Origin of the sequence: Ectopseudomonas khazarica, from assembly GCF_004521985.1 — a bacterium.
Lineage (GTDB): Bacteria > Pseudomonadota > Gammaproteobacteria > Pseudomonadales > Pseudomonadaceae > Aquipseudomonas > Aquipseudomonas khazarica.
The window spans coordinates 72,242-88,087 of the sequence record NZ_SBHZ01000004.1 but is presented as its reverse complement, the minus strand read 5'-3'; the positions used below and the strand labels follow the sequence as shown (position 1 = coordinate 88,087).

At 66.5% G+C, this 15,846-nt stretch carries 13 protein-coding genes; 6 read left to right on the top strand and 7 right to left on the bottom strand.

What is annotated here, in order from left to right; all coding sequences use genetic code 11:
* Positions 1-14: 14 nt before the first annotated feature.
* Complete coding sequence (locus tag EPK82_RS06055; protein WP_134676037.1) at positions 15-902, bottom strand: LysR family transcriptional regulator; 888 nt, start codon at positions 900-902, stop codon at positions 15-17.
* 90 nt (positions 903-992) lie between these two features.
* On the opposite strand from EPK82_RS06055, the gene EPK82_RS06050 reads away from it, so the two are divergent.
* The 4 genes from EPK82_RS06050 to EPK82_RS06035 all read left to right on the top strand — a co-directional run bounded on the left by EPK82_RS06050 (position 993) and on the right by EPK82_RS06035 (position 4,429).
* The gene (locus tag EPK82_RS06050; protein ID WP_037054862.1) at positions 993-1,325 is read left to right on the top strand and encodes a DMT family transporter; all 333 of its coding nucleotides are present in this window, start codon (positions 993-995) and stop codon (positions 1,323-1,325) included.
* Between the two features lie 64 nt (positions 1,326-1,389).
* The gene (locus EPK82_RS06045; protein ID WP_134676036.1) at positions 1,390-2,565 is read left to right on the top strand and encodes an NAD(P)/FAD-dependent oxidoreductase; all 1,176 of its coding nucleotides are present in this window, start codon (positions 1,390-1,392) and stop codon (positions 2,563-2,565) included.
* The gene (locus EPK82_RS06040) at positions 2,562-3,374 is read left to right on the top strand and encodes an aldo/keto reductase (RefSeq protein WP_134676035.1); all 813 of its coding nucleotides are present in this window, start codon (positions 2,562-2,564) and stop codon (positions 3,372-3,374) included. Before EPK82_RS06045 ends, EPK82_RS06040 begins: the two co-directional genes overlap by 4 nt.
* A 146-nt stretch (positions 3,375-3,520) precedes the next feature.
* A complete protein-coding gene (locus tag EPK82_RS06035) occupies positions 3,521-4,429 on the top strand; it encodes a metal ABC transporter ATPase (RefSeq protein ID WP_134676034.1) in 909 nt (302 codons plus the stop codon).
* A 14-nt stretch (positions 4,430-4,443) separates the two neighbouring features.
* Here the strand turns inward: EPK82_RS06035 and EPK82_RS06030 are convergent, their stop codons facing one another.
* Entirely contained in the window at positions 4,444-5,982 is a 1,539-nt protein-coding gene (locus EPK82_RS06030; RefSeq protein ID WP_134676033.1) for an AhpA/YtjB family protein, read from the bottom strand.
* A 174-nt stretch (positions 5,983-6,156) separates the two neighbouring features.
* Here EPK82_RS06030 and serB point away from each other — a divergent pair, with 174 nt between their 5' ends.
* Positions 6,157-7,371, top strand: a complete 1,215-nt coding sequence (gene serB / locus EPK82_RS06025) for a phosphoserine phosphatase SerB (RefSeq protein WP_047590188.1) — start codon at positions 6,157-6,159, stop codon at positions 7,369-7,371.
* Positions 7,372-7,451: 80 nt separating this feature from the next.
* On the opposite strand, the gene EPK82_RS06020 is transcribed toward serB, so the two are convergent.
* The 5 genes from EPK82_RS06020 to EPK82_RS06000 form a co-directional block, all read right to left on the bottom strand.
* Positions 7,452-9,521: an EAL domain-containing response regulator gene (locus tag EPK82_RS06020; RefSeq protein ID WP_037054852.1), complete on the bottom strand. Its 2,070-nt coding sequence runs from the start codon at positions 9,519-9,521 to the stop codon at positions 7,452-7,454.
* A gap of 62 nt (positions 9,522-9,583) precedes the next feature.
* Positions 9,584-11,386: a molecular chaperone gene (locus EPK82_RS06015; RefSeq protein WP_134676032.1), complete on the bottom strand. Its 1,803-nt coding sequence runs from the start codon at positions 11,384-11,386 to the stop codon at positions 9,584-9,586.
* A gap of 166 nt (positions 11,387-11,552) precedes the next feature.
* Positions 11,553-12,413: an archaetidylserine decarboxylase gene (gene asd / locus EPK82_RS06010; RefSeq protein WP_037054849.1), complete on the bottom strand. Its 861-nt coding sequence runs from the start codon at positions 12,411-12,413 to the stop codon at positions 11,553-11,555.
* A gap of 69 nt (positions 12,414-12,482) precedes the next feature.
* Positions 12,483-13,298: a rhodanese-like domain-containing protein gene (locus tag EPK82_RS06005; RefSeq protein WP_134676031.1), complete on the bottom strand. Its 816-nt coding sequence runs from the start codon at positions 13,296-13,298 to the stop codon at positions 12,483-12,485.
* Positions 13,299-13,349: 51 nt separating this feature from the next.
* Positions 13,350-14,876 carry an HDOD domain-containing protein gene (locus EPK82_RS06000; RefSeq protein WP_134676030.1) on the bottom strand — a complete coding sequence of 509 codons (1,527 nt, stop codon included), beginning with the start codon at positions 14,874-14,876 and terminating at the stop codon, positions 13,350-13,352.
* Between the two features lie 117 nt (positions 14,877-14,993).
* Here EPK82_RS06000 and motA point away from each other — a divergent pair, with 117 nt between their 5' ends.
* Complete coding sequence (gene motA, locus EPK82_RS05995; RefSeq protein ID WP_047590174.1) at positions 14,994-15,845, top strand: flagellar motor stator protein MotA; 852 nt, start codon at positions 14,994-14,996, stop codon at positions 15,843-15,845.
* The last annotated feature ends 1 nt before the right edge of the window (position 15,846 follow it).

Sequence of the window (15,846 nt, the reverse complement as noted above, 5' to 3'; positions counted from 1 at the left end):
TGCTGGAAGGGCGATCATGCCGGTGGGCGCAACAGCTCGCGTGCCAGGCAGTCCGCCAGCCAGTTGGCGGCGGGGCCGAGCGCGCCGTCGCGGCGGCGGACCAGCTCCACCACCAGTGGCAACGGCGCCCAGTCGCTGCGCAGTTCCTGCAGGTGGCCCTGGTAGGTCGGATACTGCGCCACGTGACGCGGCAGCCAGGCCCAGCCAAGGCCGCGAACCACCAGCTCGGCCATCGCGTAGAAGCTGTCGGCGCGCCACACCAGCGGGCTGATCTGCTCGCCGCCGGGATAGTGACTGTCCTGGGGCGTCATCAGCAGCTGGCGATGCTCGGCGAGATCGCGGCGCTCCACGCTGGCGAGCCTGGCCAGGGGGTGGTGCGGGCTGCACACGGTGACCATCTCGATGCTGCCCAGGTGCTGACTCTCCAGCTCGCGTGGCATCTGCTCATGGTGAAACAGCAGGCCAAGGTCCGCCTGACGCTGCAGCAGCTTGCGCGCCACGTCGCCCTGTGCGCCGCTGGCGAGCTGTACCTCCAGTAGCGGGAAGGCCTCGGCCAGGGCCTCCAGGCTGGCCAGCACCGGCTGGTAGGGCATGGCCTCGTCCTGCGCCAGGCGCAGGCGTGCCTCCTGCCCCCGGGCCAGGCCGAGTGCGCGACCATCCAGGCGCTCGCATTGCTGCAGCACGCTGCGCGCCTCTTCCAGCAGGGCGCTGCCGGCCTCGGTCAGGCGTGGCTGCCGCCCGCTGCTGCGCTCGAACAGGGTCACGCCGAGGTCGCTTTCGAGCAGGGCGATCGCCGTGCTCACGGCGGACTGGGCGCGCCCGGTTTCCCGTGCCACCGCCGAGAACGAGCGGCTTTCCGCCGTGCGGACGAACAGATGGAGCTGGTCGAGGTTCCAGTTCATGGTCAACCTATCTGTTACGTTGATAGGTAATGACTTTATCCCATCGTCGAAGTCCTTAGAATCCCGGGCATTCTTTCAGGAGTCGCCATCATGCCCGGATACTTCTACCTGGCCATTGCCATTGCCGCCGAAGTGCTCGCCACCACCTCGATGAAGGCCATCGAAGGCTTCAACAAGCCGCTGCCGCTGTTGCTGGTGGTGGGCGGCTATGGCATCGCGTTCTGGATGCTGACGCTGGTGGTGCGCACCATCCCGGTGGGCATTGCCTATGCCATCTGGGCCGGCCTGGGCATCGTGCTGGTGAGCATCGCCGCCGCCTTCATCTACCAGCAGAAACCCGATCTGCCGGCCATGCTGGGCATGGGCCTGATCGTCAGCGGCGTGGTGGTGATCCAGCTGTTCTCCCAGTCGACCGGGCACTGATCGGCCGACGGGCGCGAGGGCAGGCGGGTTATACTGCGCGCCTGTTTTTTGCCGAGGCCCGTTCATGTCCCAGTCTCTCAGCACCGATGTCCTGATCGTCGGCGGTGGTATCGCCGGCCTCTGGCTCAATGCACGCCTGCGTCGCCAGGGCTTCGCCACCGTTCTGGTGGAGTGCGGCAGCCTGGGCGGCGGGCAGAGTCTGAAGTCGCAGGGCATCATCCACGGTGGCGCCAAGTACGCCCTGCACGGCGCGCTGACCGGTGCTTCCGAAGCCATCGCCGACATGCCGCGACGCTGGCGCGAGGCGCTGGCCGGCGCTGGCGAGCTGGACCTGTCCGGCGTGCGTATCCTTTCCGACGCTCATTACCTGTGGTCGCCGGGCACCCTGGCCGGCAACCTCACCAGCTTCTTCGCCAGCAAGGCGGTGCGCGGGCGCGTCGACCAGGTCAAGGGCGAGCAGTTGCCGCCGGCGCTGCAGCACCCGAAGTTCAAGGGCAAGGTCTATCGGCTCGCCGAGCTGGTGCTCGATGTGCCCAGCCTGATCGCCCGCCTGGCCGAGCTGGCCGGCGATGGACTGCTGGCTGGCCGGCAGGTCGAGCCGCTGCGTGACGGCGATGAACTGTGCGGGCTGATCGTCGATGGCCGCGAGATTCGCGCCCAGCGCGTGGTGCTCAGTGCCGGGGCCGGCAATGCCGAATTGCTCGCGGCCCTGGGCATCGAGCAGCCGGCTCAGCAGCTGCGGCCGCTGCACATGGTGCTGGCCAAGGGGCCGGCGCTGAAGCCGCTGTATGCCCATTGTCTCGGCGGCGGACCGAAGCCGCGCGTCACCGTCACCACCCATCCGGCGGCCGATGGCCAATGGGTCTGGTACCTCGGTGGCGACCTGGCCGAGGCCGACGGCGTGGCGCGCGACGAAGGCGCGCAGGTCGCGGCGGCGCAGAAGGAGATGGCGGCGCTGCTGCCCTGGGTGGACCAGAGCCAGACGCGTTGGGCGACCTTGCGCGTGGACCGCGCCGAGCCCGCGCAATCGGGGCTGGTGCGCCCGGACAATGCCTTTCTCGCCGAACAGCAGAACCTGCTGGTGGGCTGGCCGACCAAGCTGGCGCTGGCGCCGGACTTCGCCGACCGGGTGCTGGCGACGCTACAGCGCGACGGGGTGACGCCGGCGCATCATGGGTCGTTGCCCGATCTGCCACGCCCGGCACTGGGGCAGCCGGTATGGGAGACGCTGCTGCCATGAGCGCCACCCTGCACGATCTGCATCGCCCGCTGGGCTCTACCGGCCTGCACGTATCGCCGCTGGGGCTGGGCACGGTCAAGCTCGGGCGCGACCAGGGGGTGAAGTACCCCAATGGCTTCACCATCCCCGATGACGCGCAGGCGAGCGCCTTGCTGCGCCAGGCGCGTGAACTGGGTATCAACCTGATCGATACCGCGCCGGCCTATGGTGTCAGCGAGCAGCGTCTCGGCCCGCTGCTGCGTGGCCAGCGCGACGAGTGGGTGATCGTCAGCAAGACCGGCGAAGAGTTCGAGCAGGGGCAGTCGCGCTTCGACTTCTCCGCCGCGCATACCCGCCTCTCGGTGGAGCGCAGCCTCAAGCGCCTGGAGACCGATCGTATCGACCTGCTGCTGGTGCACTCCGATGGTAACGACCTGGCGGTACTGCGTGACACCGGGGTGTACGACACGCTGGCGGCGCTCAAGCGCGAGGGCAAGATCCTCGGCTACGGGATTTCCGGCAAGACCGTCGAGGGGGGCCTGCTGGCGCTGGAAGAGGGTGACTGCGCCATGGTCACCTACAACCTGAGCGAGCAGGGCGAAAAGCCGGTGCTGGACTACGCTGCCACTCACGCCAAGGGCATTCTGATCAAGAAGGCTCTGGCCAGCGGCCATGCCTGCCTGGCCGAGGGGGTCGATCCGGTGCGCGCCAGTTTCGAGCTGATCTTCGCGCACCCGGGCGTCGGCAGCGCCATCGTCGGCACCATCACGCCGGCGCACCTGGCCGCCAACGTGGCCACCGTCGCCGCCGTGTTGCAGGGCCTGCGCTGAGCGGCTGCGGTCACGTCCTCTTACAGGCCGGGCTTGTGTTCGGCGCCGGCCTTGGGGCAGCCTTGAGCGGTTTCGTTTCACCCTGATCCTCGTGTGGAGGGCGGCTGCCCGGTCGCATCCGCGCCAAGCCGGAACAAGGAGTCGAGATGTCGCGTACGCTGATCCGCAAGGACCCGAGTAACTTCAAGACGCTGCCATTGTTCGTCGAGGCCACGGCCGATGGCCTGCGTTATCAGAGCCTGGGCGTGCCCCTGAACTTCCAGCAGATGCTGGAACGCCGCCGCCCGGTCGAGGTGGCCGACAGCTCGCGCTTCGCCGTGGAGCTGGCCAATCTCGGTGTGTCGGTACGTCTGACCCTGCGCCTGCATGGGCGCGACTACTGGTTGCTGGTGCGCCAGCGTCGCCCGGATCGTGGCGACACCGTGCTCAAGCTGATCTCCGGCTACGTACCCGCGCACGAACTGAACCTGCCGCTACTCACCGCCATCCAGGAAGTCGCCGAGGAGTGCCTGCTGGAAAGTGCCGAGGGCTGGCTGGCCGGGCGCTTTGCCGATACCTGGCTGCCGACGCCCTACCAGGGCGCCCTGCGCTACCGCGAGGCCAGCCACTTTCGCCTCAGCCCGCTGTCAGGGGCGGCGCGGCCGGTGCAGTGCGGCAACCTGACCTTGCTGGAGCGCCCGCGTGCCTATGTGCATCTGCCCACCGCGTCCCTGCAACTGGTCTATGACATGAGCCTGGAGCTGCCGCGCGACGTCCGGCAGCTGAGCCTGTTCCATGTCGATGAGTGCCTGGAGGATGGGCGCCTGGTCGCCCGCCTGGAGCGTCGGCGCCCGGATATCTACTTGCTGGCCCTGCATCAGGGGGCGCCCAGTGGCGGTCTGTTCACCCTGCGCAAGGGCGAGCTGCAGGCGGTCAGCACGCGAGGGCTGTGGCTGTCGGAAAGCTTCGCCGAGCAGGACGGCTGGCTGGTGCGTGACGAGCGCGTGCGCTGGAAGGACTGGCTGCAGCGCTACGGAGTGCCGACGCCGCAGCGGCGGGCCCAGGTCAGCGCCTAGGCCGATACCGGGCGTCAGTGCGCCCGGCTTTCGTGCATGCGCGTCAGCTGTCTTTCCAGCAGGGCCGGATAGGGGTCGAGCAGGCGTTCGACGCAGCTCGCACCCTCGGGGCTGGCGATCGGTCGAATGCGTGCACGCTGGCGGGCCAGGCTGTCCTGTGCGACCCGTTGCTCGACCAGCAGCAGGTTGCGGCTGTGTTGCGACAGGGCGAGGGCGTCCAGGGCGCTGTCGCTGAGCAGCAGTTCGGCCTGGCCGAGTGCTTCCAGGTCGCTGCCGAGGGTCAGGCCCAGCTGCAGTTGCAGGGTGATGCCGCTGTCGGCCACCTCGATCTGCAGGGCGTGGCCGAGGGCGCGCATCAGCTCGCCGCAGCAGATGGCGTGGGTCAGGTAGTCCTCGCCGCACTCGCGCTCGTGGAACAGCATCAGGCTGCTGCCGTCCTTGAGCGTGTGCAGTTGCCCCTGGTACAGCGCGGAGGCCTGTTCCAGACAGGCGCGGTAGCGCTCCAGCAGGTCCAGCAGGCGTGTGCGCGGCAGGCGTCGCAGCTGTTCCTGGGCGCCGAGCTGGATGGCCAGCACGGCGCTGGCCTGTGCCTGGCGCTGCGGCTGGGGCGGGGCGCTGGGCGCACTGTCGTCCGCTTCGTCACGCAGGTCGGCGAAAGGGTCCTCCGGTTCGATCGAATCGGGCCAGGGCTTGAGGGCCTCGTCGTCATCATCGGCTGCGTCTGCGTCGATGCCGTGCTCCGCCAGCGGCTGCGCTTCCTGCTCGACGTCGACGTCGTCGCTTTCCTGCGGGTAGTCGTCGGCCTCAAGCAGGGCGTCGTCTTCCAGCTCTTCCAACTCTTCCGGCTCGGGTTCGGGCTTTTCCGGTACCAGGCGCGCCTGCAGCTGGCGCGCCAGGTCACCGATCTCGTCATTGCGCCCCGCGCCTGGTGCCGGGTCGTCCGGGTCGCGCAGCCAGAGCCGCAGCTGCAGCAGCGGCGTGGAGATATGCCGACCGAGGCGCATGCTCAGCGACAGGGTCAGGGCCAGCAGGATCAGGCTGAGAATGCCCATGCTCTGCAGGCTGATGGTCATCGGTTGCTGGAACTGGCGCATGTCCAGGCTGATGCGCAACTGCCCGGCGATCACTTCCTGGAAGGTGATCTGCGTGGAGTACAGGCCGTCGCTTTCGCCCAGCATGCTGCGGGTCGGGCGGGTGCCGGACTCGGCGAGGATGCGGTTGTCCACGCTGTAGATGGCCGCATGGGCCACCAGCGGGTTCTTCGCCAGGTTGTTGAGCAGCACGTTGAGGCTGAGGATGTCGTTGGACACCAGCAGCTCGGTGGCGGAGGCGGCGGTCTGGGTGATCAGGCTCTGGCCCAGGGCGTCGGCCTGCTGCTGCATGGCCTGCTTGAACTGCATGCCCATGACCCAGGCATAGATGAGCATCGCCAGCGCTACCAGCAGCAGGCTGTGGCTGGCGATGCGCAGCACCAGAGGCACCCGCCGCTGGCGCAGCGCGTGGAAGATCATGATGAAGAAATTGTCGGGCTTGACGGGCGCGGGCCGGTTCACAGAGCTCGGCTCTTGTCGACTGAAGATGCCGCGCAGTATAGCGAGCGGCCTGGGGCGGGCAAAGCGCGCGGCTGCCCGGATCGGCAGGAAACTGGGTAGAATGTGCGCCTTTTCGTCGGTCGGTGGCTCATTCGTCACTGGCCCGCCTCAATCGTCTGCCTTGGAGGGTGCGTCTTGCGCGAGATCGTCCTGATCAACATCACCGGCGAGGATCGCCCCGGACTCACCGCCGCCATCACCGGCGTACTGGCCCAGGGCGGGGTGAATATCCTCGATATCGGCCAGGCGGTGATCCATGACACCCTGTCGTTCGGCATCCTCATCGAGATTCCGGACAACGGCCGTTCCCAGGCCGTGCTCAAGGACCTGCTGTTCACCGCCTACGAGCTTGAGCAGCAGGTGCGTTTCACCCCGGTTTCCGAAGAGGACTATCGGCAGTGGGTCGGTGGCCAGGGCAAGGCCCGCCATATCGTCACCCTGCTGACGCGTAAGGTCAGCGCCGAGCAGTTGCAGCGGGTCAGTGCAATCACCGCCAAGTACGGGTTGAACATCGATCACATCGATCGCCTGTCCGGGCGCATGCCGCTGGACATGCCCGCCGAGCAGGGCAAGGGCTGCATCGAATTCTCCGTGCGTGGCGAGCCGGCCGACCCCGTCGCGCTGCGTGCCGAGTTCCTCAGCGTGGCGCAGGCGCTCAACGTCGACATCGCCTTCCAGCGCGACTCGGTGTTCCGCCGTAACCGTCGCCTGGCGGTGTTCGACATGGACTCGACGCTGATCGAGGCCGAGGTCATCGACGAACTGGCCAAGGCGGCCGGGGTCGGTGAGCAGGTCGCCGAGATCACCGAGCGGGCGATGCGCGGCGAGCTGGATTTCCGTGCCAGCTTCAAGGAGCGCCTGAGCCTGCTGCAGGGCCTGTCCGAGGATGTGCTGGAAGAGATCGGCGCCTCGCTGCGCCTGACCGAAGGTGCCGAAGTGCTGTTCGCCGAGCTCAAGCGCCTGGGCTACAAGACGGCGATTCTCTCCGGTGGTTTCACTTACTTCGCCCGCCAGCTGCAAGCCAAGCTCGGCATCGACTACGTGTTCGCCAACGAACTGCAGATCGAGAACGGCAAGGTGACCGGTGTGGCCGTCGAGCCCATCGTCGATGCCCAGCGCAAGGCGGACCTGCTGCGTGAGCTGGCGCAGAAGGAAGGTCTGCAGCTGGAGCAGACCATCGCCGTCGGCGATGGCGCCAATGACCTGCCGATGCTCGGCCTGGCCGGGCTCGGCGTGGCCTTCCGGGCCAAGCCGCTGGTCAAGCAGTCGGCCAAGCAGGCGATCTCCACGCTCGGTCTGGACGGCATTCTTTACCTGCTGGGCTTCCGTGATCGCGAGGGGCAGGAATAAAGCAGTTACAAGCCGCAAGCTTCAAGTTCAAAGCTGATCGCTGTGTGCCCTGGCTTCTTGCTTGAAGCTTGCAACTGCTCTTATTCGTCGCCGGCCGAGAAGTCGTAGTCCATCGACTGGCTCGGGCCCTGCAGGTAGTAACCCTGGATGAAGTTGACCCCGGCCTGCCACAAGGTGGCCAGCACGCTGGCGCTCTCGACGAAGGGCACGATGGTCAGCTTGGCCTGGGCGTGCAGGCTGCTGAGCAGGGTCTTGAGGGCTTCCTGGTTGTCGGCGTTGTTCAGGTCCTGGGAGAAGGAGCCGTCGACTTTGACGAAGTCCACCTGCAGGTGCTTGAGCGTGTTGAACGGGTTCAGCGCACAGCCGAACTGGCTCAGGGCGACCTTGCAGTGTAGCTCCGCGAGCCCGTGGGTCAGTGCCTTGGCCTGCTTCAGGTAAGCGATGGCATCAGGCTCGCTGAACTGGAACACCAGCGAGTCGGACGGCAGGCGAGCGGCCTTGAGCGCCACGCTGAGCCAGGGCAGCAGGGTCTGATCCTGCAGGCTGGAGCTGGACAGGTGCACGAACAGGCGGGTGTTGTGGCCTTTCGAGCGGTGATCGGCAAGCAGCTTGATCGAGTTGAGGATCACCCAGCGGTCGATCTTTTCACCCAGCCCGGCATCCCTGGCAGCGGTCAGGAACTGCGTCGGCGGGACCTCCTCGCCTTGCGGGTTGAGCAGGCGCAGCAGGACTTCGTAGTGCTCGTGGGCGTCGCCGCGCAGGCTGATGATCGGCTGGAACAGCAGGCGGAAGCTGTTGTTCTCCAGCGCCTGCTGCACCATCGCCAGCAGGTTGCCGCGATTGGCCGCGGCAGCCAGCTCGGCAGCCGGGTTGAACAGCTTGATGGCGTTGCCATCGGCCAGCTCGTCCGCGCAGCGGTGGGCACGATCGATGACTACCTGGGCCTTGGCGGTCTTCTCGCTGAGGCCGGCGACGCCGATCGACAGCGTGGTCTGGGCGGTGCGCCCGCTGACATCGAACAGGTGCCCCTCGATCTTCTTCAGCAGGGCGCTGAGGCTGGCCTCGCATTGCTCGGGGGACTGGCCCGGCAGCAGCGCCGTGAACACGTCGTCGCCAAAGCGGGCCAGCTGGGTGTCCGCTGGGAAGTACGCGCGCAGCAGGCCGGCCAGGTCGGTCAGCAGCAGGTCGATGCCGGCCAGGCCGATCTCGCCCTGCATGCCGGCGTAGCGGTCGACGCGGATGTAGGCGAGCGTCGACGGCTGGCCAGTGCTGACGGCACGCTCGGCGGCGCCATCCATCAGCTCGAGGAAATGGTTGCGGTTGAACAGGCCGGTCACCAGATCCTGGCTGCTGATTTCGCGCAGCTTTTCTTCCAGTTCGGCATTCGAGGTTTCCGCGCGGATGACCACCTGGATGCACGGCTCGCCGTCGTAGGTGGCCGGCGAGAAGCTCATCTGGGCGGCGAAGCCGCTGCCGTCAGCACGCATGCCCTGGCAGCTCAGCTCGGCGTCGCCCTCGGCGCTCTGGTAGTTCTTCAGGAAGTCCTTGAAGGCACTCTGATCGGCACTGGCGATCAGGTCGATCATCGGCATGCCTTCGAGCTCGTCGCCATCTTCGTAGCGGAACAGCTCCAGGTAGGCGCGGTTGGCATAGATGTGCATGCCGTCGTGCACGTAGGTAATGGCGTCTACCGAACTCTCCAGCAGCAGCTGGCAGCGTTTTTCCGCCTCACGCAGGGCCACTTCGGCGGCGCGACGGGCGCGGCGTTCCTCGAGGTTGGCCAGCTCGCGCTTGGCTACCAGGACCAGGCGTTCATCCTCGCCTTGCGGCAAGGCATCCTGAGCGCCGAACAGCAGGGCCTCGGTGATGGTCTCGGAGTCGTTGCCGTCGACCAGTTGCACCACGGGGATGTCCTTGGCCTGGCGGCGGATGGCGCCAATCGCCTCGCTCGGGTCGAGGCGTTCGCTGCTCGGTGCACAGATGAGCAGGTCCCAGGTGTGCTGCAGGGCTTCAGCGAGGTCTTCGCTGGAGGTCAGGCGATGGACACGCGTCGCGTGTCCGGCATTGCGGAACAGACTGACCAGGCGCTCGGCTTCGTTCTGCGAATCCTCGAGAATCAGCAGGCGGATGGTTTTTTTTTCGATGGCCATAGAAGGGTCAATACCGCGCCGAACGGGCGCGAAAAGGCGACAAATGGTGAGTGGGTCGGAGCCTACAGCGACTTCCAGAGCGAGTCAAAATCTTCCTCCCCAGCAGGCTTCTGGCTTTGCGAGGCTGTGACCGGCGTCCCGGCCGCGCCCTCTTCCTCACCGACACGGCGATATTCGAACTGGCTGAAACTGCCGGTGCTGACCTGTTTGCGCGTCAGCACCGCACGATGCTCCTCGCCATGGTCGTTGATCAGCACCTTGCTGCCTTCCTGGAAGGGCAGGCGTGGCGTGATCAGGCTGGCCGGGCGCGAGATGGCGCTGATTTCCGGCAGCAGCAGCGCACGCAGGTACTGGCTGTTCTGCTCGGCCTTGCGCAGCAGTTGCAGGCCGCAAGGGCGGGCATGCGGGGCGATCAGCTCGATGCCCATCTGCGTGCCGCCGCCCCGGACCTGGCGAATCCAGCGCACGATCGCCACGCTCCAGCCCTGGCTCGGGCTGTCCTGCACGCCCAGCAGCTCGCCGGCCTGCAGCTGGCTGGGCACGTCCTTGGGCCAGGATAGGCAATAGCCGCCCGGACTGTGGTTGACGATGGCCAGCGGGTAGGTCGGGTAGGTCTCGCCGCTGTTCTCGGGCTGTGCCTGCTCGCCGGGCGTGACCTTGGTGTACTGGATTTCCTCGAAGTGGATGTCGTCCACCGCGTTGCGCTGCGCGTCGAATGCGTTGGACCAGACGTCCGGTTCGCCGGTGGTCGGCTTGAACACTGCGGCGCCGAGTTCGACCGGGCGCTTGAGCACGTCGGCGAAGGAGCGGCGGCCAGCGAGGAAGAAGTGCAGCGCCGTCATGCCGATGCACAGGGTCAGATTGCCCTGGCCCGGCGTGCGCTGGAAGGTGCGTTCGGCGATGTCTCCCCAGGCGGCCGCGACATGCTGCAGCAGGTCCAGGCTGATGCCGTCGGGAATCGCCAGGCGCGACTGGCCGCGCTCCTCTTCCGGCAGTTCCAGATGATCCTTGATCGCATCGACCAGCGGCTGCGTGTCGATGCCCAGCAGGTTGTGCAGTTCACCGCTCTGGTACAGGGACTTGTAACGCGGCGGCCCGTCGACCTGTGGGGCGAGGACGAACAGGCTGTCAGGGTGATCACCCGCCTGCAGCTTGACCAGGGCGCTCCAGGGTTCCAGCGCTTCGGCCAGGCGGGCGATGCCGTTCTGGCGCATCTGGTTGGTGCGTGCGCAGCCGAGCAGCAGCGCGGTCACGTAGGTCTGCTCGGTGCTCAGACCCTGGGTGTGACGGGCCAGCGGATCGCGGATGACCTGGCGCTGCAGGCGCTGTTCGACGGCGATCTGATAGAGCTGATGCAGCTCCAGCCAGAGCCCTTCCGGCACCGGGCAGTACAGCTGGCTGGCGCGAATCAACGGGCTGCAAAGGCTGTGGCTGGCACGCTGCAGGGCGACCGCGAGCAACTGGTCGCGGTCCTTGCCGGTGCGCTCGAGGACGCGGGAAATGATCAGCTTGTAGCCGACGGCGAGGTGGTTCTGCAGGGCCTGGCAGAGGTTGGCGACCTTGCGCGGACGTTCGTCGAGGACGATGGCCTGGTTGAGGAAGTGGCGCTCCAGGTGCTGGCAGACGAAGCTCACTTCCGGGCGCAGCATTTCCAGCAGTTGCAGGCGGTTGTCCGATGGCGTGACCAGTTGATTGAGTTCCACCAGGCTCTGATACAGCTGGCGCGCGGTCTCACCGATGTTCGCCTTGGGCAGTGCGGCAATCCAGCGCTTGAGGTCGCGAGGAGTGCCGTCGCAGAAGCTGAGGCTTTGCTTGCTCGGTGTGGGGACGCGCAACAACTGAAGGTGGGGACTCTGTCTATCCATCGAACTCGGATACTCCGGCCACACGATGACAAGCGGCTCTAGTAATAGTCTTTCGAACTCTAGCAGCATCTGGCTGCGCTGGCAGCCGTCCTCAAGGACGGTCTGCCTCGGCAGCCTACGGATTTATGACCAAAGGGTCGACATGCGGGTTCAGTTCGTGCGGATTTCAGTCCAGGGCATGGCCCAGCGCCTGCCCCATGCGCACTGCGCTGCCGGCGCTCAGCTCTTCGGCCCATTTCATCTGCTCCGGGCCGAACAGCACGATGGCGGTGGAACCCAGCTTGAAACGGCCCATTTCCGCGCCCTTGGCCAGTTCGATCGGGCCGCGGGATTCGGCATCGTAGCGGGTGCTCTTCAGCTCGCGCTTGGGCGGGGTGACCAGGCCGGCCCAGACAGTCTCGACGCTGGCGACGATCATCGCGCCGACCAGCACCACGGCCATCGGGCCGCGCTCGGTGTCGAACAGGCAGACCACGCGTTCGTTGCGGGCAAACAGTTCCGGCACGTTCTCGGCCGTGGTCTGGTTCACCGAGAACAGGCGCCCCGGTACGTAGACCATTTCCTTCAGTGTGCCGCCCAGCGGCATATGGACGCGGTGGTAGTCCTTCGGCGAGAGGTAGACGGTCGCGAACTGACCGCCCATGAAGGGCGCGGCACGCTCGGTGTCGCCACCGAGCAGTTCCACCGCGCTGAAACTGTGGCCCTTGGCCTGGAAGATACGACCATGCTCGATGGCACCCAGCTGGCTGATCGCGCCGTCGGCCGGGCAGAGGATCGCGCCCGCCGTCTCGTCCAGTGGACGGGCACCGTCTTTCAGCGCACGGGTGAAGAAGGCGTTGAAGTGTTCGAAGGCACGCAGGTCTTCCACCTGCGCTTCGCTCATGTCGACCTGGTACTGCTTGGCGAACCACGAGATCAGCGGGTTCTTCAGCCAGCCGATACGGCATTCGGCAACGTAGCCGATCAGGCGAGACAGCAGGTGATGAGGCAGCAGGTACTGACTGAGAATGAAGAGACGTTGTTTCATCGTGTTTCCTTGAGGGTTCTGAGTCGGCGCAGGCATCCCCGTGCCGGGTACAACTGATGGTCGACGGCGTCAGCGTTCGACAGGTGTATCGGGCAGGTTGCCCCATTCGGACCAGGAACCAGCGTAGGCCTTCACGCGCGGATAACCCACCGCCTTGGCGACCACGTAGCTGAAACCCGAGCGGCGATGGGTCTGGCAGTGAGTGATCACTTCCTTGTCCGGGGTGATGCCGAGATCGTGCAGGACGTCGCCGATATCCGTGCGGATGCGCATGCCGCGCTGCGGGTCCATTGCGGCGGTCCATTCGAAGTGCGTGGCGCCCGGGATGTGCCCGCCGCGTGCGGAGCTGAGTTTCTCGCCGTGGTATTCATCCGCGCCGCGTACATCCCAGATGGCCAGGTCGGCGGCGTCCAGGCGCTGCTGGATGTATTCGCGGGTGGCAGTGGGTTCGTCGCTCAGCGTCAGCGACACCTGGGTACGCGAGACCTCGGGGGTTGTCTGGCTCAGGGACCGGCCGTCGCTGAGCCAGGCCTGCAGGCCGCCGTTGAGGAAGTGCTGGCGGGCATGGCCGATCACGTCGAGCAGCCAGATGAAGCGCCCGGCCCAGGGGCCGCCTTCGTCGTCGTAGACCACGTAAGTGGCATCCGGGCGATGGCCGATATCGGCGAACAACGCTTCGAGTTGCGCCCGTTCGGGCAGCAGGCCGGGTGCCGGCGGCTGGCCCAGCTGCGTGCGCTTGGCGTCGGCCCAGCGCGCGCCGGGTATGTGGCCACTGGCGTAGCGTGCTGCGCTGCTGAGGTCGAGCAGGATCAGCTCGGGCGCGTCCAGGCGCGCTTCCAGTTCAGCGGGCTCGATCACCAGAGGCAGGTTGTCGAAGGCGGACATGGCAGCGTCCCTAAATGAAAAGAGGTCGATTGTAGCGGAAACCGAGGGGCGTCAGCGTCCACGGCGGGCGAAGCTGCCCAGGGCGCGCTCGATGCACTGCACGGTCTTGCCGAACGCCTGCAGGCTGACCTCGTTGAGCGGCTGGCCGCCCTGGTCGGCCACCAGCAGCATGACCACCCGGCCGTTGCTGGCCAGGGAGCGCAGCAGCAGATGCTCGCTGGGAAACAGGGCCTTGAGGTTGCCCGGCAGCAGCGCGGAGAACTTGGCGACGTTGGCGGGCGTGAGACGCAGCTGGCCCGGCTCGCTGAGCAGGCGCCTGAGGACCTGGCTCTGTGCGGGATCCAGGCTGAGCGTTGCCGCGCTGGCGTCCAGCCCGGCCTGTTGCTGGGTTTGCAGGCGACTGTGCTGGCGGTCGGCGAGCAGCACGAGAACCCGCTTCAGGCCACAGGCCTGCAGGGCGTCGCGGGCGCAGGCAGTCAGTTGCGGCACATTGGCGAAGGCACTGGGTTCGGCGAGCAGGCGTGCACACTGCTGGCGCCAGGCGGCGAGGTCGTCGCGCTGGGGTGGGGCGGCACTGCTGCTGCGGGCCGGTTTCAGGCGGTGCGCGTCCCAGGGCCAGAGCAGCGCCTGCGCCGGGTGCCACAATGCACTGTCATGCAGCAGGCGGGCACTGCTCACGGCATGCTGATGCACTTCCTGCTGCAGCTCGTTCAGCGGCAGTTGCAGGTACAGCCCGGTGAGCCGCTGCCAGCGCAGGGTGTGGGGCGTGTCCCATGCATGGTGGGCGGAGACGGCCAGGCCGTTGGCCAGCAGCACGCAGTTGCTGGGCTGGGTCAGCCAGTGGCGCAGCGGCGTGTCCGCGTCGAGCATCTGTTGCTGGTGCAGAGGATGTTCATAGTCGCGTGCGATGTGCAGCGCCTTGATCAGCTGGCGGCGATCGCGTTCCAGCAGGCGGTAGCCGCGCACGATCCATTCCGGCAGGCGCCAGCGCTCGGCCAGGCGCACGCAGAGCTGTATCAGCGGTACGCCGAGCAGCTCCTTCTCCACCACCCTGGGGCGTTCGCCTTTCAGCAGCACGCGCTGTTCCCAGGCTTCGAACAGCTGCGGGTGGGCGCACAGCAACGGCCACAGGGGGGCGAGGAACAGCAGGCTGCAGCCGTGCAGCTCGTTCCACAGGCGCGCCAGGCGGGCGCCGAACAGGCCGCGAGCCTGCTGGCTGGCGTGCTGGCTGATCATCAGGATCTGGCGAAACGCCAGGGGGATCTCGTCTTCCGGCAGCGCTGGCGCCTGGCTCAGCAAGGCTTCGCAACGACTCAGGCCGAGACGCGAGAGCGCGGTTTCGACGCTTTCGGCCGGCTCGCTCAGGCTGTTGTTCGACTGGTTGGCCTCGCGCAGGACCTGCAGGGCGAACGACGGACTGGACTCGATGGCTTCGGCAATTTCGCGCCAGGTACGGCGGCTGTCGCCCAGGATGCGACGCAAGCGCACATGCTGCTGCTGTTCGATCGGCAACGGCAGCTTGGCCAGTTGTTGCAACCAGGCGTCCAGGGTGCGCGGCAGGGGCTTTGGCGTCGACATGTGGGTTGAGCCGAACTGGCTTTTGACCTTAACTGGCTATAGTCTGGCGCATAAGCTCCGATAATTAGAAGGGTTGTTTTTAATAACCCATCCTCTTGGCTCTGCAAGCGTTCCTTTATGGCAAAAATCATAGGCATCATCGTCGTCTTCGGCTGCGTGTTCGGTGGGTTCGTCCTTTCGGGCGGGCAACTGATGGCACTGGTCCACCCGTTCGAGGTGCTCATCATCGGTGGTGCGGCCCTGGGGGCGTTCCTGCAGGCCAACCCCGGCAGCATGTTCATGACGGTGTTCAAGAAGTCGCTGAGCATGTTCGGCTCGCGCTTCACCCACACCTACTACCTGGAAGTGCTCAAGCTGCTCTACGAGATCCTCAACAAGAGCCGGCGCGAGGGGATGATGGCCATCGAGGCGGATGTCGAAGACCCGAATGCCAGCCCGATCTTCAGCAAGTATCCCGCGGTGCTCAAGGATGCCCGCATGACCGCGTTCATCTGCGACTACCTGCGCATCATGTCGTCCGGCAACATGGCTCCGCACGAGCTCGAGGGTCTGTTCGACATGGAACTGGCCAGCCTCAAGGAAGAAGTCGAGCACCCGGCCCATGCGGTCGCCAAGGTCGCCGACGGCATGCCGGCCATGGGTATCGTCGCGGCGGTACTGGGTATCGTGATCACCATGTCGATTCTCGCCGAGGCGGATAACGCGCAGATCGGCGAAAAGGTGGGGACGGCCCTGGTCGGTACCTTCCTCGGCATTCTGGCTTCCTACGGCTTCTTCGGCCCGCTGTCCGGCGCGCTGGAGCACGACGCCAAGGAAGAGCTGAACCTCTACGAGGCGATCAAGGCGACCCTGGTGGCGTCGGCTTCGGGCATGCCGCCGACCCTGGCGGTAGAGTTCGGGCGCAAGGTGCTGTTCCCGGCCCATCGCCCGAGCTTCAGCGAGCTCGAGCAGGCCATGCGCGGCAACTAAG